A 23,113-nucleotide genomic window follows, 5' to 3' on the forward strand; every position below is an offset into this window, starting at 1 on the left:
CTACATGAATAAGAAACTTTTGATGATTATTTATTTTATATGTGCTAATATACTTACATTAATATATAACGTATATAAACATTTCAAACTACATTACTTAACAGTTTCACCTTAATTTTTTCTTAGGAGGATTTACAATGAAATTATTAAAAATAAAACATATAACCCCTATATTTGCAGCCGCAATTACATTCGTATGTCATCAAAGTACAGCTGAAGCATCTACCATTCATACAGTAAAAAAGAATGATACACTTTGGGGCATTAGTAAGCAATACGGGGTTTCAATACAATCCATTAAACAGGCTAATAATAAAGGAAACGATCAAACCTTTATTGGTGAACAGTTAAATATTCCAAGGGCCACGAACTCAAGTGAAATCACCGTTCGTCAAAATGCCAAACCAAAACCTGCGAACATATCTAGACAAATTATTTATCAAGTACAACCGGGAGATTCATTAGAAACGATAGCAAAGCGTTACAATGTTACCGTTCAATCTATAAAGCAAATTAACAATACAGCCGGAAACAAGCTTTATACAGGACAACATTTAAAAATTAACTCAAGCATTTTAGAAAAAGAAAAAGACTTAATGGCACGCTTAGTTACCGCTGAAGCAGGTGGCGAATCCTATAAAGGTAAAGTAGCTGTAGCAAAAGTTATACTAAATCGTGTAAACGCAAAAGGTTTTCCAAATACAATAACAGGCGTTATTTATGAACCTATTAAATACGGATATGCCTTTACTCCTGTTACAGATGGAAGAATTAATCAGCCTGCAAGTCCAGAAGCAAAAATGGCAGTAGAAGAAGCTATCTCCACAAATGGCATACATTCTGATTGGCTTTATTTCTATAATCCAAAAACAGCAACAGACAAATGGATTACGACACGTCAAACAGTAGCAGTAATTGGTAACCACGTGTTTGCTAAATAAGAGTTGAAATCATTCACAGACCTCTTCACTTGAAAGGTCTGTTTTTTTATATGTTAGATTTTATTAATCATATGACATAGTGATCATTTATAACTATTTCTTCTTTCAAATAAAAACATTTGTATTTACCCCACCACTCGGAGAAATTAAAATAGCATCAAGTTCAAAAACTCCCTCTTTATTAATAAAAGCTATTTCTTAACTTCATAAAATTGTTATACACTAGAAAAATAAAAACAAACTATTCGTTAGCAGGTGAAAGAATATGTATGATGTTACAATTATCGGCGCTGGAGTAAGTAGCATTTTTATGGCTTATTCACTAGCTAAAAGTAACAAAAAGGTTTTAATTCTTGATAAAGGTAAAGCGCTAGAAGATCGCCATTGTCCTTTAGACGAAGGAAAAGTGTGTACTTGTACTACATGTGATAAATATTTCGGGTTTGGTGGTTTAGGAAAATCTGAAGGGAAATTTAATTATACAAACGGATTTGGCGGAGAACTTGAGCAAAAAGTCGGTAAAGAAAGCTTTATTCAACTCATGGCTGAAGTAGATGAAATTCTATGTCAGTTCGGAGGAAGTTCTGTTTCAAAATACTCTACAGAAAATCCAACTCTCAATACGAGAGCTGAAGCGTGTGGTTTACAAATGCTAACAACAGAAGTAAGGCATCTTGGCACTACCCTTTCAAGTAAAATTTTTCAGCAGCTCTATGAATTTTTACTTACGAAAATAAATATCCAATTTCATATAGATGTACAACATATTATGAAACAGAAAGATTATTTTACAATAGAGACAAATGAAGGAATAGTTCAATCTAAGCAACTAGTATTTGCAACTGGGCGTTCCGGAGCGGATTGGTTAAAAGAAATGTGCACTTCCCTTAAAATTTCTCAGGAGCAAACCCGTGTAGATTTAGGGATTAGAGTAGAGATGAAAGAACACCAATTACGTTCTATATTAAAAGACACATTTGAGACAAAACTTTCTTATGAGCATGAACACTTCACCGCAACTACATACTGTATGAATCCAAAAGGACACATCATTAGAAAGTACGAAGAAGGTTTAGTTATGCCTGATGGTCAAAATTTTCGAGAGAAAGGAACTGGCACACCTAACTTAAATTTCACTTTATTTATCCCGCGCTATTTTTCAACTCTCAAAGAAGCAAATATATACGCAAGTTCAATTATAAAAAACATTAACCAAGGACGAGATCGGATTGTTATACAGCGCTTAGAGGACTTACTAAATAAACAGCCTACAACAAAGAACGGCATGAAACATAACCGTATACAGCCTACACTACAAGGAGATTATGGAGATTTGCATACAGAAATCCCTCCATTATATATTGAAGGGCTTAATGAGTTTTTATTACGCTTAGAACAATTCATCCAAGAACCGATCGATAAAGATACTTTATTATATGGAATTGACGGAAAGTTCTATGCTCCTACGATAAAAATCAATAACCATTTTGAAACAAGTGTGCATGGACTATTTTTAATTGGAGATTGTTCAGGCGTCACTCATTCATTATCTCAAGCTGCTGCAAGTGGGTTATATGTTGGAAAATATTTATCTCATATTTAATTTCTTTCATTAAGATAGCAATCAAATATTTTAACTTCCATAACGCTTTATTTATGTACTTTGTCCTTCCCCCGCTAATGATTATCCCGCCAAGAATCGGGATTTTACGAGATACATATGTAACATAACTATGTATGGTAAAACTATCGACATTCAATTCTAACAAATTGAATGTCAACAGTTTTAAAGCCTCTATTTATTTCCACTTTCATTTGTTCGATATTTTGTAACATCATCATAGTGTTTAATATGTTAGGATGTCTATAAGTATTTTTTACTACAACTATGACTTTTTCTGCTCTGTTTCTAAAAAATAGATTTATACTTTAAAATTCCTCATTGTGCGTATATAAATACTTCATATTATTACCTTTAGAAACCATTAAATGGTTCATTACACTCTAATAGTTATGAAAATATAATATATAACACGAGTTAAATAAATTGTATAAAGAAGGTGTAAAAATGAAAAATAAAATCAATTTACAAATGCAAAATATAAGCTTTGTTTTAATAATTGCGTTAGCAGTATGGTTAAAAACATATCTCATTACAAGATTCAGTTTTGATTTAAAAATTGAGTCTTCTACACAAGAGCTTATTTTGTTTATTAGCCCTCTTGCTGCATCATTAGCTTTTGTCGGATTAGCATTATTTGCAACCGGTGAAAAGCGAAATTATATAGCGCTATGTATTAATCTCTTATTAACAATCGTACTTGTTGGGAATGTAATGTTCTATGATTTTTATAGTGATTTCGTTACGTTACCAGTACTTGGACAAACATCAAACTTTGGCCAATTAGGCGGCAGTATTATAGAAATATTGAACTACAAAATTATTCTCGCATTCGTAGACATTATTTTCTTCTTTATTTTGTTAAAGAAGAAGGCACTAGTCTTCCAAACAGGACGTGTAACTCATCCGGCACGCCTCGTATATTTTCTCTTAACGTTTGGTGTATTTTTTGCGAATCTACACCTTGCAGAAAAAGAACGACCTGAACTATTAACGAGATCATTCGACCGAGTCATGCTTGTTAAAAATTTAGGACTATATACTCATCAAGTATATGATTTAACACTGCAAGTAAAAGCAGGATCACAAAAGGCACTTGCTGATAGTAGTAAATTACAAGAAACTGAAAATTACGTAAAGGCCAACCAAAGTGAGCCAAACCCTAACATGTTTGGTGCAGCGAAAGGAAAAAACGTAATTGTCGTTACTCTTGAATCCCTGCAAACCTTCTTAATAGGCGCATCAGTCAATGGCCAAGAAGTTACACCATTCTTGAATGAATTCATAAATGAAAGCTATTACTTTGATAACTTTTTCCATCAAACTGGGCAAGGAAAAACATCCGATTCTGAATTTCTAATCGATACGTCGTTGTATCCATTAAATCGAGGAGCTGTATTTTTCACGCACGGTAACAATGATTATACTGCGACTCCAGAAATTTTACGTCAGCAAGGTTATTTCACTTCTGTATTCCATGCGAATAACGCAACATTTTGGAATCGTAACATTATGTACTCTGCTCTCGGTTATGATCGTTACTATAATGAACTTGATTACAAAATTACACCCGAAACAAATTTAAATTGGGGATTAAAAGATATCGAATACTTTGATCAATCAGTAGATATATTAAAAACTGTTGATCAACCATTTTACGCTCGTTTTCTTACTTTAACGAACCATTATCCATTTACGTATGATGAAGATACAAAATTCATTGAACCATACAACTCTGGTAATGGCGTATTTGATCGGTATATCGTAACAGCACGTTACTTAGACGAATCAATTAAAAAATTTATTGAGCGCTTAAAAGCCGAAGGAATGTATGATGATTCTATTATTGTGTTGTATGGTGATCATTATGGCATTTCTGAAAAACACAATCGCGCAATGGCACAGTTTTTAGAAAAAGATCAAATAACAGAATTTGATACTTTAAATTTACAACGCACACCTTTATATATTCATATGCCTGGCCAAACAGAAGGTCAAACAATTTCAAAGCCTACGGGACAAATCGATATGAAACCTACGATTCTAAATTTATTAGGAATTGATACTACGAACGATATTCGTTTTGGTCATGATATGTTTTCAGATGAATATACCGGTTTTGTTGTTTTACGTGATGGTAGCTTTATTACAGACAAGTATGCATACACAAACAACACTTTCTATGACCGCATAACAGGTGAAATTGTAGATTTACCAAAAAAAGAAGCGCAAGCACTCATTAATCGTGCACAAAATGAATTACGAATGTCTGACAAAATTATTGAAGGCGATTTATTACGTTTCTCAGAAAGTAATAAAATTAAAACTGGCGAAGTACAAACTAAAATTAAAGAGACTGAAAAATAATCTAAATATGAAAAGGGAGCAACTTATTACAGTTGCTCCCTTTTACTTTTATTCTACGCTTGTTTCTAAAGTTACATCTGTATAGGTATAATCGTCACCTATATTTAAAATTACTTCACATTGACGTAATCTCAATTCAAAGAGCATGATAGAATCATGATAAACTTCAGGTTGTGATTTCATCTTATGTAACATCTCTTGTTTTTCTTGTATTTCTAAATGAGTGTTTTCTACAGCTTGTTTCAAGGAGTTAAATGGATTCCTAAAGAATATGTTAATATCCCGCTCTTGCGTGTTTTCAAATAGCTCAAATTGCAAGAAAAATTTCTTCATAATAGAAGCCGTTACTTCGGTATAATCTTCATTTTCTACATACTGTTTGTATTTGTTATATAGCATACCTTTGTTTTTAGGAAGAACTCCAAATAATTTACCGGCACTTTTCAGTAAAAATTGTGCTGGCGTAAAGCGACGTAAAATATTTACTTCATCCATTTGTATTCTAGTCGTCATTCTGTCAGTATCTCTGCGCCAGTCATCAAGCACTTTAAAATCACATTCTAACTGTATTCGATTTTCTCCAAATAAAGAATTAAGTCCTTCACTAAGTTCTTCTAGGTACGATTGACTTTGAAGTAGCTCATTATTAGAAATCGCAATCCAATTTTGCATAGAAAGAGCAAAATTAGGTAATACAGTTTGTTCTAAATATTTATGTACTCTTTCATTCATCGCTTTATTTAGTTCCGTATCAATGTGCCCGAAATCGCTTTCTTCACTAATTAAATCCGAACAACTCTGTAATATCTTCGGAATATTTTCAGTAAGATCATTCGTAATTTCCGTTTTCATTGTGCGATATGATTTTGTAATGAAATGAATTTTTTCCTTCTCAAAAGTAGTAAGATTATTAATGCTACCATTTAGTTTCACTAGCATATCTTCATTCCAATGAATAGAATCCACTAAATTGTTTTCTTTCTCAACGCGTTTATCCAATAGATATGTAATTGTTTTTCGAATGAAAAACAATAGCTTCTCCGTACGTGCTGCATCGATATTTTTATGATTAAAGTTAAAATGAATAAACTCCGTTAAATCATTTAATTGTTGACTACTTGTATATAACGAAGAGTAAGGGAAAATTCTCGCATGCGGGAAATATGTGTTTATTCTCGCTTGCGTATCATGTAATACTCTTTTCACTTCTGCATCACTGTAAATGTTATCGATTTTATTTAATAAGAAATGCAGTTGTAAATTTGGTGTATGTTCTTGAATGCTTAATAGAATATCACGTTCTTTGTCAGTAAAAGGTGAATCCGCATTCAATACGAATAGCAATTCGTCTACAGAATTTAAATATTCGAATACCTCATCTCTAGTATCGTTATTCCTATTAAATCCAGGTGTAACTACAAATGTAAGTTTATTTTCACTTAAAAATCTGCATGGTAATTTAAATTCAACACATGCTCTGTCTCTATATGTTTGATGGTGCTGCGACATCATATGATGGTAATCGAAGACATCTTCAGTTGTTGTAATTGTAGAGTCTGTTATGGCGTTAATTTCTGTGTGCGCATCATTTTTTAAAACTACTACATTTGAAATTGATTTTTCTAATATATTTTCTCCTAATATAGAGTTAATAAATGTAGTTTTTCCGTTTCCGGAAGTTCCCGTTACTAAAATGCGATTTGTGCTTAAATCTGCGAGCTCGCCAACTAACCATCTAAATCGGTGACCCATTTCTATATTATGTTTTTGTGCCCACTCTGTAATAGATTCAAAAAGATGCAAACTATACTCTAAGCCATCCACATGATTAATAGAATATAACAACAGGTTTTCCGCATGTTTTATATTTGCTGAATCTATTTTAGAAGGGAAAATCTCATCCCATGCCAATACAGCTGCTGCTGGAAATACAGCATAAGATGGATTGACTACCTTTAACCAATTTGTTAACAAGTTTGGAATGATATCGTGCAATTGTTTAAGGATATATTGACCTTGAATTAATTCAAAGTACGTTCCTTCGTAAAGAGAAGAAATTTTGTCCCATATATCGGACGAATGTATTTCAATATGTAAGAAAAATTCATTTATTGTGTTAAGCCATAATAAGTAATTTTGTTCGTTTTTATAACTATTCCAAAGTGATGAAACCATTTGCGTAAATTGTACTTGATCTACATTATTTAACGTAACTAATACTTCATAAAAATAATCTGGTGAAATATGTTTAGTAAATCTTTTATCGATATATCCTTTTAAAACCTCAAACCACGGATAAGATTCTGTTCGAATTAACTCATTCACAGCAAGCTCTACTGCACTATCAAAATCTTGCTGCTCCTCATAAAAGGAACGGGCAATTTTTGTGACATTTGGATAATCCGGATTTAAAGAAACTGCTTCTTTAATAACAGCGAAGGCAGATTCAAAATTATTTTGCTCTATGTAAAGAGAAAGTAATTGTAATCTAATCTCCGTCATCAATATTATATTATCAGTAGTAATGGAAGTATAAACATTTTCAGCAACTGGTAATTGATTAAGCTCGAAGTAAGCATCGGCAATATTTTTTTGTGCCCATGGTGCTAATTCATTACTAACTTTCTCCCATTTAAAGATAGCTGCTTCAAAATCTTGATGGCGATAATAAAATTCACCTTGTGCAAAGCGAATGTAAGATCCATCAGAAATCTCATTTCTTTCTTCGTTTACATAAGCTTCTCCAAGTACGTCAAGAGGTGATTTTGTTTCATTCTCCATTAGGAATGTTTCATAATACATCTTTTTTATTAATTGTTTTTCTACTCTCATCTTTTCCCCCACTATATCTTGAAAATACATTTTTCAGATATGTCAATACTTTTTGTATGTATGCTTTTTATCTTAACAAAGAATATCTTTTGGAAAATTTCATTTTCCTTTCATTTTTCAAGTTAGATTGAATTTTTATGAGAAAAGTTTCAGTTTTTTTTCATTTTCCTTTCAGTTGTGAAACAGCATTAAATGTTCCTAATAACCTAATAACACTATAATCTCCCGCATTATATTATCAGGAAAAGTCTATATAAACCATATTATAAAAACAATTTATAACGAATATATATGCAATATTTCTTTCCCTAATAAATAAAAGAAGCATTATCATATATTTCTCACATTGTTTTCCTTTAAAATATTTCAGTAGTTACGTAATTTAATTCCATTAACCTCTATAAATAACTAGTCCAAAAAAAATATATATGCATATCATGTTATAGTAAAGAATTCAGGAAATCCTAAAAGGAGGCATTTTCATGTTTGAAGATAAATCTAAAATAAACTACCCATATGAATTTACTGAAACTACAACAATCCCTCTAAAAAACCCCATCAATAAAACATACAAAAACGGCTCTGGTACACATACTTTCCCAATTAAAAAACACTATAAAGAACAGGTGTTATATACGGAAAAAATTAATAATAATAAAAACAAATAACCTTATACACTTTTATAACAATTAATCAAATAAGAATCTATATTAGACCTTGCATAGTTATAGGTAATATATAAATCTTTCTTATACAACCCACGTATTTTTAAAAAGTGCTGATATACGGCGCTTTTTTATACATAGATAATAGAAGAACAAAAAAGGTATGGATATTTTCCACACCTTTTTTTGTTCTTTACTATTTATAAATGGAGTACGTCCATGCTTATTTTACCTAATAGCACTTTAATGGACCTTCTAGAAGAAATAAAAGCTAGTTCAATGAAAAAATAAGTTTCTTAGCTAATGCTCCTACCAGCAGAATTTTACTGGTTGGAGCCATTGGCGAAAGGAGTAGATTTATGATGGATTACAAAGTTAAAGAAGCACCCAAGAATTATATAGGCCATTATTGCTCTATTATATATATTTTAAAATTTACCAAACGTTGTTTCAAAGCTACTTAGTTTTCATAAAATATTTTTTGTTTCCGTTGGAATGGATAGGCTTTAATCTCATCTGTATCTAAATTTTCATGAAATAAATGAATGGCTATAATTTGTCTACAATCGTAGGTATGATAATAATATGTTCCGGACTCCATACACATTACGCTTGTATAAATGGTATTATCTAATGCACCTTCTTCTGTTATTACTCCGCCTTTAGGAACTTCGCAATTTGATAAGATATGAAATAGAGCCGATACTCCCTCTTCTTCACTATCTATACCTTGAATGTTTTGTTTGCCATATGCTGCCCGCACAAACCTTGATGGCGGGGTGAAATCTCCTGGAAGTCCCATTGAGCCTGAACCCTGACCAAAAGCACTTAATGGTACATTACTCCACTCTGTTGGCGCGAATGGCTGCGATTTAAGGCCAATATATTGTCTTAAATTTTGTAAATGCCAACTAAACTCCGGACTATTCGTCATCACTCCTAGTGGGTTGTCATGCATTTTTAATCCTTCATTTGTCGGCTCCAGTACAATGCAATCTCCCCATTTATCCGCTAAAATCCAATGTAGTGGTGGTGTAAGTCCTAAATCCGGTAATGGTATATCCAAAAAGGTAATGCTATCTACAGATTTCTTTAACTCTTTGACAGAATTGAATTGTGTGAGACTCCAAGTCACAAAATCAAATGGAGCCAAATTCGTTTTGTTGTCATCTATGCTTTGACTATAAGTTGCGAATCCTGGAAAATAGAGTGTTGCACATGTCATACCTGCTTCATTTACTCCGTCCGCCATAATGATCCTTCCTTGATGATTAATTCCCATTCCGACAGTAGCATGTTTCGTATTAATGATTTCACCAGTTATATTATTCCACTGGTAATGTCGAGGAATGATTATTACTTCTTGATTCAAATCTAATGTGAAGTCCATCGTTCTTGCAAAAAGGTGCTGACCATTTTTTGTCTGTAATGTCAAACTAGTACACATAAAGAACACCCCATTTTATGGTTTTATCTACACTTTACATAATTCTGATAAATCTGTAAATTAAAACCTCTTTCCTTACAAAAAAATTGAGAAAGCACATATAAAGTACAAATAGGTTAAGGTTATCTCTAGTTTATAAATGATTTTTTAAAATATAGTTGCAAAAGAATTATATTTAAAAGGAGCGACTTGTTACTATCGCTCCTTTTTATTTCACTCTATATTTTATTAAAATAACAAGAAACCATTTTTTCTCTATGAACAGTATCCCTACATAACCCTCTTAAACATCTTCTCCAATTCATAAGTAGAATGATGCACAAGAATCGGTCTTCCGTGCGGGCATGTGTATGGGTTTGTTGTTGTACGTAGTTCTTCCAGTAAAGCAAATATTTGATCGTTCGTTAAATATTGATTTGCTTTAATGGATGCTTTACAGCTCATCATGATGGCTGCTTCTTCACGTAACTTTTTAATATCAACTTTTTTTAGTTTAACGACTTGTTCCATCATTTCGTCGATAATTTCTGTTTCTTGACCTTTTGGGAACCACGTTGGGTGCGAGCGGACGATAAAGGATTGATGGCCGAATTGCTCCAAGAACAGTCCAACTTTTTTCAGTTCTTGTAGTTGCTCTTCGACACGTAAAAATTCAGTAAGAGATAGGTCAATACGGTACGGTACAAGTAGTTCTTGTACTTCTTGCGCTACTCTTCCTACTTTATCACGGAAGTATTCATAATTAATACGTTCCTGCGCGGCATGTTGGTCAATCATATATAAGCCTTTATCATTTTGAGCGAAAATATATGTTCCATGCATTTGTCCAATTGGATAAAGCGGTGGTAAGTCATTACCGTTCATTTCAATCTCTTCTATTTCCTGAACTTCTTCCAATTCCTCTAATTCAAAGTCTTCATCGTTACTGTTCCACGATTGCTCTTCTCGAATTGTTTCTTCCATTATCAGTTTAGTAGATGGCTGCCAACTTTGTTCTTCTCTTACGAGCGACTGTGGTGGCTGCCATTCTTGTTTCGGCGGTTGCCACAGTTGTGCTGGCTGTTTCACTGCCAGTGGCTCTTCTCGTTTTTCATCCATGCCAGTCGGTAAAATAATGTCCGGCATAGATGGCTCTTTCGGCTTCGCATGCTCAAACTTGAACTGTTCTTGCACACTTTCATCTTTTTCTTTTTTCTTCGTTGTTACACCTGCATCTGGAATGAGCTGTATTTTTTTGAATGCCGATTGCAATGTTTCTTCGATAAGCTTTAGCAATTCTTGTTCTTTACTAAAACGAACTTCTAATTTCGCTGGATGTACGTTAACGTCAACAAGCATTGGATCCATTTCAATCGATAGGAAGCCGATTGGATATCGTCCGACTGGCAATAATGTATGATATCCTTGCTGAATGGCTTTCATTAATACGAAATTTCGAACATAGCGACCATTTACGATTGTTGACATATAATTTCGAGATGCTCTCGTTACTTCTGGTAATGTTACATAACCTTTAATTGTGAAATCTAAAGATTCAGCTTCAATTGGAATAAGCTTCTTCGCAACTTGAATACTGTAAATTGATGCAAGTACTTGTCTTACATCACCATTTCCTGAGGTGTGAAGCAATTTCTTTTCATTATGAAACAGCTTTAACGATACTTCTGGGTGTGACATTGCGATACGATACACGATATCTGTAATATTCCCAAGCTCTGTATGAATGGTTTTCATATATTTAAGACGCGCTGGTGTATTAAAGAATAAGTTTTGTACTGTAATATCTGTTCCTTTTCGGCTCGCTGTTTTCTCCTGCTTTATAATGTCTCCACCTTTAATCATAAGGTGCGTACCAGGCGCATCACCTGTGCTAGTGATTAATTCTAATTCACTAACTGAGGCAATACTCGGCAATGCCTCACCACGGAAACCGAGTGTTCTAATGCGAAACAGATCGTTTTCATCTTTAATTTTGCTCGTCGCATGTCGTTCAAAAGCGACGATACAATCTTCTTCTGCAATGCCATCCCCATTATCAATGATGCGAATTTTTGATAAACCAGCTTCTTCTAAGTGGATTTCAATAGATGTACTATTCGCATCGATAGAATTTTCCACAAGTTCTTTTACGACTGAGGCAGGGCGCTCTACTACTTCCCCTGCCGCAATTAAGTTAGAGAGTTGATCATCGAGTTTGCGAATTTTCCCCATCTACTTACTCATCCTTTCTTTAACTTTTTCTGCAAGCGATACAATTCGTTCATCGCCTCTAAAGGTGTCATATCAAGTAAATCAATTTTTTTAATTTGCGCAAGTACTGCCGTTTCTTTTGCATCTAGAACTGACTTGTCTTGTTTTTTCGAAGACTGTTCTCCACCAAAGAATGATAATTGCGATTCTTCCTCAGTCTCTACTTTCGTCTCTTGTATTTCTGCTGGTTCTTCTTTTACAACAGCTGGTTCTGGAGCCACTTCTTGTACTTTCACTTCTGTACGCTTTGGAATAATAATTTCTTCTTGTCCTTCTAGTTGCGCTAACACTTCTTTCGCACGAGCGATTAAGCTATCTGGAAGCTCCGCAAGTTGCGCAACGTGAATTCCGTAACTTTTATCAGCTGCTCCATCTTGAATTTTATGAAGGAATACTACTTTTCCGTTCTCTTCAATAGCTGAAACGTGTACATTCTTCAATTGTCCTAAACTTTCTTCTAGCACCGTCAATTCATGATAATGCGTAGAGAATAACGTTTTCGCACCAATTTGGTCATGAATATGTTCAATGATTGCTTGTGCAAGTGCCATACCATCATACGTAGATGTACCGCGTCCAATTTCATCGAATAAAATTAAACTTCTTTCTGATGCATTTGCAATTGCATTTTTCGCTTCTAACATTTCGACCATAAATGTACTTTGACCCGAAATTAAATCATCCGCTGCACCAATTCTCGTAAAGATTTGATCGAATACAGGTAATACCGCTTCTGTTGCTGGTACGAAACAACCAATCTGTGACATAACAGTTACAAGTGCTAATTGTCTCATATACGTACTTTTACCAGACATGTTAGGTCCTGTAATTAAAAAGACATCCATCTTCTCCGGCATAATACAATCATTCGGTACATACAATTTCCCGTTCAATACTTTTTCAACGACAGGATGACGACCATCTTTAATAAAGATTTCTCGCTTAGTTGTTAAAACAGGTTTTACAAACTGTTCTTCTTCACTAACTGTCGCAAAACTTTGCAGTACGTCTAGTTCACTAATTACTTTCGCTAAATGCTGTAATTTCGGAATGAATACTTTGACTTCTTCGCGAAGCGCTGTAAATAAATCGTATTCTAATTGTACAATTTTCTCTTCTGCTTCTAAGATTAATGTTTCTTTTTCTTTTAATTCATCTGTTATGAAACGTTCAGCATTAGCTAGCGTTTGTTTACGCTCATAGCGGCCTTCTGGAAGCGCTGCAAGATTCGCCTTCGTCACTTCAATGTAGTAGCCGAAAATACGGTTGTACCCGATTTTTAACGATTTAACTCCTGTAATATCACGCTCTCGTTTTTCAAGCTCAGCGATCCACGTTTTCCCATTTTTACTAACGTAACGATATTGATCAAGCTTGTCATTATAGCCGTCTTTAATAATATCTCCATCTTTAATAGAAAGCGGTGGGTTTTCTTGAATACTTCTTCCTAGCAATTCAGTTAAGCTCTCACATGGATCCGCACCTTGAATTAACCTTGCTGCATAAGCATTATCTAACAGACTAATCGCTTCTAAAATGGCTGGTACTTGAAGTAAAGATCGTCTTAACTGTAATAAGTCCCGTGCATTCACATTACCAAATGCAACTTTCCCTGCTAAACGTTCTAAATCATATACTTCTTTTAATTTTTCTTTTAAATCTTCACGTAAGAAGTAATCATTTACAAATGTTTCAACCATTTCTAAACGCTCTTCTACCTTTTCTTTTTGGATTAGCGGACGTTCCATCCACTGTTTTAACATACGACCACCCATAGCTGTTTTCGTTTTATCTAATAGCCATAATAATGATCCTGTTTTTTCTTTCGTTCGAAGTGTTTCTGTCAGCTCTAAATTTCGCTTTGAATGCACATCAATTTTCATAAACTGGTTCGTATAATAAATTTCCACTGGTTGCAAATGGTCTAACGAACGTTTTTGCGTTCTTATCACATAGTTAAATAAGCGTCCAACTGCTTTAATTAACTTTGCTTGCGACACGTTTTTCACAAGATGTTCTAACCCTTCCGGAATCGTTGTTGCATCTTCATACGAAATCGTCATTTTTAATGTTGCAGTTAATTTATTTAATTCATCTTTTGAAAATGTAGAATCTACAACAATTTCTTTTGAACCAGTTGCATACACTTCTAATAAAATATCTTCTACTGAACCTGTTAACAACGTTACTGTATTTTGTCCAGTCGTTAAATCATTACAAGCTAAAGCATACGATCCATCTTCAAAATGTGTTAATGCTGCTAAGAAGTTATTTTCTTTCTCATCAATAGTACGCCCTTCCATCATCGTTCCTGGCGTAATTAGTTGTACGACTTCACGGCGCACTACACCTTTAGCTGTTTTTGGATCTTCCACTTGCTCACAAACAGCTACTTTATATCCTTTTTCAACAAGTTGTTCAATATAATTTTTAGCTGCATGATGTGGCACACCGCACATCGGTATACGATCACTACTACCACCATCTCGGCTCGTTAATGTAATTTCAAGTTCATGAGCTGCTTTAACCGCATCTTCAAAGAACATTTCATAAAAATCACCTAATCGGAAAAATAAAAAGGCATCTTGATAGTCTGCCTTAACCTTTAAATATTGCTGTATCATAGGGGTATATTGCGTCATACTTTTCCTCCATAATTCTTACATAGTAATCAATTTTCATATATGTCACACTTCACGGACATCCATATCTCCTATTTCAGGAGTCTTTCCTCATTATAGCACATTTCATAAGGAATCATGTTCATTCGAGCATCACTTATGTAAAGTAAAAAGCTAGGAAGAACTTCTCCCTAGCTTTCTATTACTCTTCTTCTGCATCGACGATAAAGTTCGGATCTAATTCTTCAAACTCATCATCATCGATTTGGAAATCCTCATCTGTTTCTACGCAACCTTCAGGATTTACACTTACACAAATTTTCGTTTCCCCAACTACTTCTGTTACAAATTCACGTTCTACAGTTACAACAATTTTATTACCATTTGGTGATACAAGGGCTTCTAAACAATTTGGTGGCTGAATGACACGAGCAATAATTTCTAAATCATCACCAGAAAAGTTTTTATCACGATACCCAATGCTCACTTCATCAGTGTAGTTCACACGTTCTGTTACAACTTCTGTCTTTGTATTACCATCAAATGAATACCAAGTGTTCACATCATAGAAACCTTCAATTTCCACATGCTTTCCATTCTTTCTTGCTTCGTACGAGTGGTTAATTACCCAGCACCCTAAAATACTTGTTGGCTCATTATTCGATTCACATGTATGCGTTGACTTTGTATACTTACGTCCTTTTCCAACCACTGCTTTTGTAATAATCTCTCTAAATTCGGACATTCGTAACCCTCCTCAATCACTATTCACTTAATCATATGCGTGACAATAGCGGAATGTGTCATTCTTTTTTCGAGAAGAACTTACGTTTAACCCACTAAAAAAAGAGATGTCAATTCGACATCTCTTTAACAACCACAATTTCCTTTTTTACTTTCTACCGCCGCACCCGTTTCACCCTTCAATACATCGCCATTAGTTGAAATTAATATTTCATCTGTTACGTTGTTAGAAATCGTACTTGCAACTAGCTGTAGTAAGTCATTTACATATGTTTGTGAAGATTTAAATTCTTGCACAACTGGGATACTATCCAACTTATCTTGCAATGCATCAATGTCAGCTTCTACTTTTTTCAAAGCTTCCCATTTCCCGTAATGCTGCAAGTTTACTGCTTGTTTTTGCAGTGCTTTAATTTCATCAATTGCGCGCTTTACATTTTCATTTTTATGAATTTGCGCCTCTGCTTTCTTAAAGAAATCAACTTCTTCTGTTTCAGAAATCATTTTTGCTAATTCTTTCGCTTGTTCAACAATTTCATCTTTCGAATATGCTTTCATCTATTATTCCACCTCAATCGGCTCTTCAACTAATTCCCCGTTAAGAGACCAAGTTTTTGCTTCCGTTACTTTTACTTTCACAAGCTGACCAATTAAAGATTTTGAAGCGACGAAGTTTACAAGTTTATTCGTACGAGTATAACCTGCGAGTACTTCTGGATTATTTTTACTTTCCCCATCAACTAACACTTCTACAATTTGACCTTTGTAACGATTATTCTTTTCAATTGCCAACGTATTTACTAGTGTATTTAAGCGTTGAAGACGTTCTTTTTTCACTTCCATCGGTACATTATCTTTCATTTTTGCAGCTGGTGTACCTTCGCGCGGAGAATAAATAAAGGTAAAGGCAGTATCAAATCCTACTTCACGATATAACGACATCGTTTCTTCAAATTGCTCATCTGTTTCATTTGGGAAACCAACGATAATATCAGTTGTGAATACTGCATTTGGAATTGCTTCTTTAATTTTTCTTACAAGTTCTAAATAATGCTCACGTGAATATTTACGCGCCATAATTTTTAACATATCTGTGCTTCCAGATTGAACTGGTAAGTGAATATGTTCTACTAAGTTTCCAGATTTTCCAAGCACTTCAATTAAGTGATCATCAAAATCACGTGGATGACTCGTTGTAAAACGAATACGGGCAATATCAACTTTACGGAGTTCGTCCATTAAATCGCCAAGTCCGTATTCAAAATCTTCAAAGTCTTTACCATATGCATTTACGTTCTGGCCAAGTAAAGTAATTTCTTTATAACCATTCGCAGCTAAATGACGAATTTCTTGGATAATGTCTTCCGGACGTCTGCTTCGCTCTTTTCCACGTGTATACGGTACGATACAATATGTACAGAACTTATCACAGCCATACATAATATTTACCCAAGCTTTAATATCACCACGGCGTACTTTTGGAAGGTTTTCAATTACATCCCCTTCTTTTGACCAAACTTCAACTACCGTCTCCTTCGAGAACATTGCATCTTTTAGAATATACGGCAATCTATGAATATTATGCGTTCCAAACACCATATCTACATGCTGATTTTTTTGCATAATTTTATTGACAACAGATTCTTCTTGAGACATACAACCACATACACCAATTAAAAGGTCCGGATTTCTTCTTTTTAATGACTTTAAATGACCTAATTCACCGAACACTTTATTTTCAGCATTTTCACGAATTGCACAAGTATTTAATAAAACTACATCTGCATCTTCAGTTGAAAAGGTTGGCTCATATCCAAGTGCGGTGAAAATACCCGCCATTACTTCCGTATCATGCTCATTCATTTGACAACCATATGTACGAATATAGAACTTTCTTCCTGTACCAAAATTGCGAAATTCTTCAGGTAAGCCAAAATCCCGTTCAATTTTAACTTCTTCTTTCCCTCGCTTTTTCGCGTCTTTTAAGGAAGGTGGTTGGTATACACTTTCAAAGTATTTACTATAATCTTTCTCTTCTTTTTTCGTAGAGGAATTTGCTTGTTGACTTGCTAATCGTTGTTGCTCGTTCATCGGTAATCTCCTTTCACCCTTAACTATACACACTCTATAGTCCATTTTAATGCGCTTTGACTCACCTCAAAAATGGTTAGATAGCTTGAGAGATAACTTGTCCTTTGAAACTTGAGTAATCAATCTAATCATTCATAAGAATGAAGTCTTCCCCACACAAATAGACATTCCCTTTTCATACTTCTTTTTGTCCTATCCAAAAGCATATTGCTTTATCCCTATAAACATTACCATAGTATGAAGCGTTGCGCCAATTTTAACAAGAAAGAGGCTCTGTCTGATCTTACATTTCATAAGTAATGAACTCGCCATTTTCATACAACGATTTATATATTATTTTACCATTCTGAATTTTCTAAGTAAATAAGACTATCCAATATTTTTCTCATAAAAAAAGGTTGCCAAATGGCAACCTTCTCTTCTTACATTACATAAATTCAGCAACAAGTTCATCAAACATTTTCTGATCCATATTTAAATCAGCTTGCACTAAAGGCTTCTCACTATAGCCTTTTACAAGTTCTTGGTATGAAGGTTGCGCTGTATTTTGATATATTAAACCTGTTACTAATCCGTTATTTTCCATTAACGTTTGCATAGCCATCATGCGATTAGACGGATCATATCCCTCTACTGTACTTAGTTTTGTTAAATTTTCTTTAAACCAATCGTAAGTATTTACTTTATTGTAAGTAACACATGGGCTGTATACGTTAATTAATGAAAATCCTTTATGGTTAATACCAGCTTCAATAATTTGTGTTAATTCTTTTAAATCACTTGAAAAGCTTTGCGCCACAAATGTCGCACCAGCTGTTAAAGCCATTTCCATAACATTTAATGACGGTTCAATTGAACCTTGTGGTGTGCTTTTCGTTTTAAATCCAGCTTCACTACGCGGTGAAGTTTGCCCTTTTGTTAATCCGTAAATTTGGTTATCCATTACGATATACGTAATGTCGATGTTACGACGAATAGAATGGATTGTATGTCCCATACCAATCGCAAATCCATCACCGTCACCACCTGATGCGATAACTGTTAAATCACGATTTGCCATTTTCACACCTTGTGCAATTGGAAGGGCACGACCATGAATACTATGCACACCATATGAATTAATATAACCTGAAATACGACCTGAACAGCCGATACCGGAGACAACAGCAAGTTCATCTGGATTTAAACCAACGTTAGCTGCCGCACGTTGAATTGCAGCTTGCACCGAGAAGTCTCCGCAACCTGGGCACCAGTTTGGTTTTACGCTGTTACGAAAGTCCTTAAATGTTGCCATTTAATACAACCCCTTTTTTGCATTCGTTGTAAATCTCTTTCGGCAAGAATGGGTTCCCATCATATTTTAAAAGACTAGAAATTTTCTCACCGTTACCAAGATTCATTTTCATAATGTTAGCAAGCTGACCTGTTGCGTTGTTTTCTACCACTACAACACGCTTTGCATTTTTCACAAGTGGATCGATTTCAGCTGTTGGGAACGGATGAATTAAGCGTACATGAGCATGGTTTACTTTCATACCCTCTTGTTCTAAGCGCTCCATTGCCTCTTCGATCGCACCACGAGTTGAGTTAAATCCAACAAGCAATACGTCTGCTTCTTCATGCTTAACATTTTTATAAACAGGGGTGTTAAACTTCAAGTTCTCCATTTTACGGAAACGTTTGTCCATTTGATCTTTACGGTTTATTGCTGATTCAGATGGTTTACCAGTTTCATCATGTTCTACACCTGTAACATGGTGAACACCATTTTTCATACCAGGTAAAACACGTGGTGAAACGCCATCTTCTGTTACTTCATAACGCTTGAAGTATGCTTTATTTTCACGTTCTGGTAATTCCGCTTCTAAATCAAGCTTACCGCGACGGATTTCCACTTTATCTAACGTAAGCGGTTCTACCGTTTGTTTTCCTAAAGAAAGCTGTAAATCTGTTAAGAAAATAACAGGAACTTGATATTCTTCAGCTAGGTTAAATGCTTCTACAATATCATAGAAAGCTTCTTCAACTGTACTTGGCGCCATTACGATTTTTGGAATCTCACCGTGCGTACCGTAAATCATCGCCATTAAATCAGACTGCTCTTGTTTCGTTGGTAATCCTGTACTTGGACCACCACGTTGTGTATCAACAATTACTAATGGTGTTTCTGTAATACCTGCTAAACCAATCGCTTCCATCATTAAAGATAGACCCGGACCAGCAGATGCAGTTAATGTACGAACACCAGCATAATTTGCACCGATTGCCATTGTACAAGCTGCGATTTCATCCTCAGTTTGGATTACTGTCCCGCCAACTTTTGGCAATTTTTTAATTAAGTATTCCATAATTTCAGATGCAGGTGTAATTGGATATGCAGACATAAAGCGAGCACCACCAGCTACCGCACCAAATGCGATTGCATCGTTTCCAATCATAAACATGCGTTTCTTACCATCAGCTTTTTCAAGCTGCATCATGTTTACTTTCTCACCTAGCAATTCTTTCATATATTGAGAGCCGCGCTTAATTGCGTCCATATTCTTTTGAACAACTTGCTCTCCTTTACGACCAAAGATTTCTTCAACAACATCTAAATAAGCTGTTTCATCTAATCCTAATACCGCACTTGATGCCCCAACAGCAACCATGTTTTTCATTAATGATGTGCCTAATTCTGAAGCAATTTCTGTAAACGGTATCACATATAGATTTACATCTGTATTATCAGGTATTGTTGGATTAAATTTCGCATCCGCAACTACAATTCCACCTGGACGTAGTTCGTGGAAGTTAAAATCAATTGTTTCTTGATCAAAAGCAATTAGAATATCTAAATCATCTGAGATCGCACGTACTTCTGTTGTACTTACGCGAATTTTATTATTTGTATGGCCGCCTTTAATACGTGATGAGAAGTGGCGGTAACCGTATAGGTAATATCCTAATCGGTTTAATGCAATACAGAAGATTTCTCCTGTACTTTCAATTCCTTCACCTTGTTGGCCTCCAACTTTCCATGAAAGTTGACTAATCATCTCCTACACCCCTTTTGGCTGCATTCATTGTAGTGTATTTTTTTACAGTAATAGTTTAGCATTTTTTATACAAATAAACTACAACGGACGCAAATTATGCCTCTTCTGATTTCCCTGAATCTTTAGTATAAAGCTATTTTGTTTTTCATTCTAGTATTAGGTCTTAAAAAAAGCAATAACATCAAATGAATTAATTCTAATTTTTCTGGATTTTTAAAACAAAAATCTTAAAAACTTATATGTTCAACAAAATTATCATATAAAAATCGCTCTACAGTAGATGCAGCATAGTGTTTACAAAGCTCATTAATTACATTTTCATATTCTCCATACGCTGATACATTTACAACTGTTTCTAATATCCCATCAAAATCCGAACCAAACCCTATATTGTTCTCTCCACCTAATGAACAAATATATTCGATATGTTTTACTATATCTGCTATATTCGCTTGTTTTTCATTTGTTAGAAACTGCGGTACGAAAGTGACACCTATCATGCCATTTCGCTTTATAAGAGCTTTAAGTTGTTCATCGTTTAAATTACGTGGATGCTGACAAAGTTTCATACAGTTTGAGTGGGAAGCAATAGGATTTTTTGCACTTTCTACAACATCCCAAAAACTTCTTTCATTCAGATGAGACACATCAGTCCATGCATGTAACGTATTAAGTTCTTGTATAACTTCTTTACCGAAAGTCGTTAAACCTGCCCCACGTGTCTCTAGCGCACCATCAGCTAATAGATTGGCATAATTCCATGTTAGTCCAAAAGAACGTACTCCTAGGCGATACAACAACCGTAATTTCATTGCATCTTTTCCAATTGCTTCGCATCCTTCTAGTGTTAATATCGCTCCAATCTCGTCCTGTTTTAACATGTTAATATCATCTTTTGTCTGAATAAATTTTACACCCGGTAATGATAAAATTTCATTATAAAAAATATCTACCATTTGTAATGCCACTTCAAATCGGCTTTCATATAGCACCGTTTCTGGCACATATATAGCAAAACATTGTATACTTCCTTTTCTTCTCTTTAACTGTTCAAATGTAATATGTAATTGCGGATCATGTTTAAAATCCTTTTTCCCTTGTGCACTCCATAACTGAAGAAGCACATCACAATGAGCATCAAAAATTTTCATTTCCATTCCTCCATTATAAAAACAACCTGTTTGCATACTGCATGCAAACAGGTTGTTTAAACTTAACGAGGTTCTACAATTAATTTTATTGCTGTACGCTCTTCCCCATCAATCATAATATCTGTGAACGCTGGGATACAAATCAGGTCCAAACCACTAGGCGCTACAAATCCTCTTGCAATTGCTACTGCCTTTACCGCTTGGTTCAATGCACCTGCACCAATGGCTTGAATTTCTGCTGTTCCGCGTTCGCGAATAACACCTGCAAGTGCACCAGCTACAGAATTAGGGACCGACGTTGCTTTAACTTTTAATATTTCCATTCCGCGTTTCCTCCTCGTTTCTATAAAAAGTATTAGCAATTATTTCACTTTAACTTATATTCACGAGGAATGACGCGTATTCCTGCTAAATTTCTGTAATTTTTCTAAAAAATTAAAAAATAACAACTTTTCTAAAATTTATCCAGGAATTACTCAAAAAATGGCTGATCATCATTAATTAAGATACGCTGGATTTTCTTAGCTTTTCCTGTATTAGGATCCACATCAACTAGCACTGCACTTAATTGTGTTCTACCACTTGTCACTTCAAATCGTACTGGTAAGTTTGTTAAAAACTTCTTCAATACCGCTTCTCGATCCATACCTAAAATCCCATCGTAAGGCCCTGTCATACCAACATCTGTGATATATGCGGTTCCGCTTGGTAAAATACGATTATCTGCTGTAGGAACATGTGTATGTGTACCCACTACTGCTGTAGCACGACCATCTACATACCAACCTAACGCTTGTTTTTCACTTGTAGTTTCCGCATGAAAATCAATAAAGATAATATTCGTACGTTTTTTTGCAATGTTAATTAATTCATCCACTTTACGGAATGGACAATCAATTGGAGGAAGGAATGTACGTCCTTGTAAGTTAATAACTGCAACTTCTGTTCCATTGCAGTTCACAAAGATAAGCCCTTTTCCTGGAGTTCCTTCTGGGAAGTTAGCTGGTCTTGCAAGATATTTTGCGTCATCAATAAATTCAAATACTTCACGGTTATCCCAAGCGTGGTTTCCAAGTGTAACCGCTTGTGCCCCGCATTCTAAAAAGTTTCGATATATTTTTTCCGTAATTCCACGTCCACCTGCTGCATTTTCTCCATTAATAATGGTTACTGTAGGTGTATATTTCTTCTTTAATGCCGGTACGTATTGTTGAATCATACCTCTACCAGGAGATCCTACTACATCCCCAACAAATAATATTCTCATATGTCTTACCCTTCCTATGTACTACATTTTTTATTACTATAGCTTCAAGTGATTCCCTTACAATATATGTATTATAAG

16 protein-coding genes are annotated in these 23,113 nt (G+C 34.7%); 4 read left to right on the forward strand and 12 right to left on the reverse strand.

What is annotated here, in order from left to right:
- Nucleotides 1-137: 137 nt before the first annotated feature.
- The 3 genes from J0835_RS18385 (at nt 138) to J0835_RS18395 (ending at nt 4,929) form a co-directional block, all read left to right on the forward strand.
- Nucleotides 138-941, forward strand: a complete 804-nt coding sequence (locus J0835_RS18385) for a cell wall hydrolase (protein WP_087981628.1) — start codon at nt 138-140, stop codon at nt 939-941.
- Nucleotides 942-1,206: 265 nt separating this feature from the next.
- Nucleotides 1,207-2,544: an NAD(P)/FAD-dependent oxidoreductase gene (locus J0835_RS18390; RefSeq protein WP_087981629.1), complete on the forward strand. Its 1,338-nt coding sequence runs from the start codon at nt 1,207-1,209 to the stop codon at nt 2,542-2,544.
- A 465-nt stretch (nt 2,545-3,009) separates the two neighbouring features.
- Entirely contained in the window at nt 3,010-4,929 is a 1,920-nt protein-coding gene (locus tag J0835_RS18395) for an LTA synthase family protein (RefSeq protein WP_087981631.1), read from the forward strand.
- A gap of 48 nt (nt 4,930-4,977) precedes the next feature.
- On the opposite strand, the gene J0835_RS18400 is transcribed toward J0835_RS18395, so the two are convergent.
- Nucleotides 4,978-7,761: a dynamin family protein gene (locus tag J0835_RS18400; protein WP_087981632.1), complete on the reverse strand. Its 2,784-nt coding sequence runs from the start codon at nt 7,759-7,761 to the stop codon at nt 4,978-4,980.
- Between the two features lie 482 nt (nt 7,762-8,243).
- On the opposite strand from J0835_RS18400, the gene J0835_RS18405 reads away from it, so the two are divergent.
- On the forward strand, nt 8,244-8,429 hold the full coding sequence (locus J0835_RS18405) for a hypothetical protein (protein ID WP_000461131.1): 186 nt from the start codon (nt 8,244-8,246) through the stop codon (nt 8,427-8,429).
- 457 nt (nt 8,430-8,886) lie between these two features.
- Here J0835_RS18405 and J0835_RS18410 read toward each other — a convergent pair whose 3' ends face one another.
- The 11 genes from J0835_RS18410 to J0835_RS18460 all read right to left on the reverse strand — a co-directional run bounded on the left by J0835_RS18410 (nt 8,887) and on the right by J0835_RS18460 (nt 23,035).
- Nucleotides 8,887-9,873: a choloylglycine hydrolase family protein gene (locus J0835_RS18410; RefSeq protein WP_087981633.1), complete on the reverse strand. Its 987-nt coding sequence runs from the start codon at nt 9,871-9,873 to the stop codon at nt 8,887-8,889.
- Between the two features lie 270 nt (nt 9,874-10,143).
- A complete protein-coding gene (gene mutL, locus J0835_RS18415) occupies nt 10,144-12,084 on the reverse strand; it encodes a DNA mismatch repair endonuclease MutL (RefSeq protein ID WP_087981634.1) in 1,941 nt (646 codons plus the stop codon).
- 8 nt (nt 12,085-12,092) lie between these two features.
- A complete protein-coding gene (mutS, locus tag J0835_RS18420; protein WP_076539630.1) occupies nt 12,093-14,765 on the reverse strand; it encodes a DNA mismatch repair protein MutS in 2,673 nt (890 codons plus the stop codon).
- A 181-nt stretch (nt 14,766-14,946) separates the two neighbouring features.
- Nucleotides 14,947-15,489, reverse strand: a complete 543-nt coding sequence (gene cotE / locus J0835_RS18425) for an outer spore coat protein CotE (protein ID WP_087981635.1) — start codon at nt 15,487-15,489, stop codon at nt 14,947-14,949.
- Between the two features lie 125 nt (nt 15,490-15,614).
- Entirely contained in the window at nt 15,615-16,046 is a 432-nt protein-coding gene (locus J0835_RS18430; RefSeq protein ID WP_000649386.1) for a RicAFT regulatory complex protein RicA family protein, read from the reverse strand.
- A gap of 3 nt (nt 16,047-16,049) precedes the next feature.
- Nucleotides 16,050-17,579 (reverse strand): tRNA (N6-isopentenyl adenosine(37)-C2)-methylthiotransferase MiaB, encoded by a 1,530-nt coding sequence (miaB, locus tag J0835_RS18435; RefSeq protein ID WP_087981636.1) that lies wholly within the window; start codon nt 17,577-17,579, stop codon nt 16,050-16,052.
- Between the two features lie 427 nt (nt 17,580-18,006).
- A complete protein-coding gene (locus J0835_RS18440; RefSeq protein ID WP_000190162.1) occupies nt 18,007-18,873 on the reverse strand; it encodes a 2-oxoacid:ferredoxin oxidoreductase subunit beta in 867 nt (288 codons plus the stop codon).
- The gene (locus J0835_RS18445) at nt 18,860-20,617 is read right to left on the reverse strand and encodes a 2-oxoacid:acceptor oxidoreductase subunit alpha (protein WP_087981637.1); all 1,758 of its coding nucleotides are present in this window, start codon (nt 20,615-20,617) and stop codon (nt 18,860-18,862) included. The genes J0835_RS18440 and J0835_RS18445 overlap by 14 nt, the downstream gene beginning before the upstream one ends.
- 227 nt (nt 20,618-20,844) lie before the next feature.
- Nucleotides 20,845-21,768 carry a dipeptidase gene (locus J0835_RS18450; RefSeq protein ID WP_087981638.1) on the reverse strand — a complete coding sequence of 308 codons (924 nt, stop codon included), beginning with the start codon at nt 21,766-21,768 and terminating at the stop codon, nt 20,845-20,847.
- A gap of 62 nt (nt 21,769-21,830) precedes the next feature.
- Nucleotides 21,831-22,091 (reverse strand): stage V sporulation protein SpoVS, encoded by a 261-nt coding sequence (spoVS, locus tag J0835_RS18455; protein ID WP_000404341.1) that lies wholly within the window; start codon nt 22,089-22,091, stop codon nt 21,831-21,833.
- 149 nt (nt 22,092-22,240) lie between these two features.
- Nucleotides 22,241-23,035, reverse strand: coding sequence for a TIGR00282 family metallophosphoesterase (locus tag J0835_RS18460; protein WP_001221093.1), 795 nt, complete (start codon nt 23,033-23,035; stop codon nt 22,241-22,243).
- Between the last annotated feature and the right edge of the window lie 78 nt (nt 23,036-23,113).

This window comes from Bacillus cereus group sp. Sample62, from assembly GCF_036851315.1.
GTDB classification, from domain to species: domain Bacteria; phylum Bacillota; class Bacilli; order Bacillales; family Bacillaceae_G; genus Bacillus_A; species Bacillus_A wiedmannii.

Coding starts and splice junctions, on each gene's coding strand:
- J0835_RS18385 (WP_087981628.1), top strand. CDS start 138: ATGAAATTATTAAAAATAAAACATATAACCCCTATATTTGCAGCCGCA.
- J0835_RS18390 (WP_087981629.1), top strand. CDS start 1,207: ATGTATGATGTTACAATTATCGGCGCTGGAGTAAGTAGCATTTTTATG.
- J0835_RS18395 (WP_087981631.1), top strand. CDS start 3,010: ATGAAAAATAAAATCAATTTACAAATGCAAAATATAAGCTTTGTTTTA.
- J0835_RS18400 (WP_087981632.1), bottom strand. CDS start 7,761: ATGAGAGTAGAAAAACAATTAATAAAAAAGATGTATTATGAAACATTC.
- J0835_RS18405 (WP_000461131.1), top strand. CDS start 8,244: ATGTTTGAAGATAAATCTAAAATAAACTACCCATATGAATTTACTGAA.
- J0835_RS18410 (WP_087981633.1), bottom strand. CDS start 9,873: ATGTGTACTAGTTTGACATTACAGACAAAAAATGGTCAGCACCTTTTT.
- mutL (WP_087981634.1), bottom strand. CDS start 12,084: ATGGGGAAAATTCGCAAACTCGATGATCAACTCTCTAACTTAATTGCG.
- mutS (WP_076539630.1), bottom strand. CDS start 14,765: ATGACGCAATATACCCCTATGATACAGCAATATTTAAAGGTTAAGGCA.
- cotE (WP_087981635.1), bottom strand. CDS start 15,489: ATGTCCGAATTTAGAGAGATTATTACAAAAGCAGTGGTTGGAAAAGGA.
- J0835_RS18430 (WP_000649386.1), bottom strand. CDS start 16,046: ATGAAAGCATATTCGAAAGATGAAATTGTTGAACAAGCGAAAGAATTA.
- miaB (WP_087981636.1), bottom strand. CDS start 17,579: ATGAACGAGCAACAACGATTAGCAAGTCAACAAGCAAATTCCTCTACG.
- J0835_RS18440 (WP_000190162.1), bottom strand. CDS start 18,873: ATGGCAACATTTAAGGACTTTCGTAACAGCGTAAAACCAAACTGGTGC.
- J0835_RS18445 (WP_087981637.1), bottom strand. CDS start 20,617: ATGATTAGTCAACTTTCATGGAAAGTTGGAGGCCAACAAGGTGAAGGA.
- J0835_RS18450 (WP_087981638.1), bottom strand. CDS start 21,768: ATGAAAATTTTTGATGCTCATTGTGATGTGCTTCTTCAGTTATGGAGT.
- spoVS (WP_000404341.1), bottom strand. CDS start 22,091: ATGGAAATATTAAAAGTTAAAGCAACGTCGGTCCCTAATTCTGTAGCT.
- J0835_RS18460 (WP_001221093.1), bottom strand. CDS start 23,035: ATGAGAATATTATTTGTTGGGGATGTAGTAGGATCTCCTGGTAGAGGT.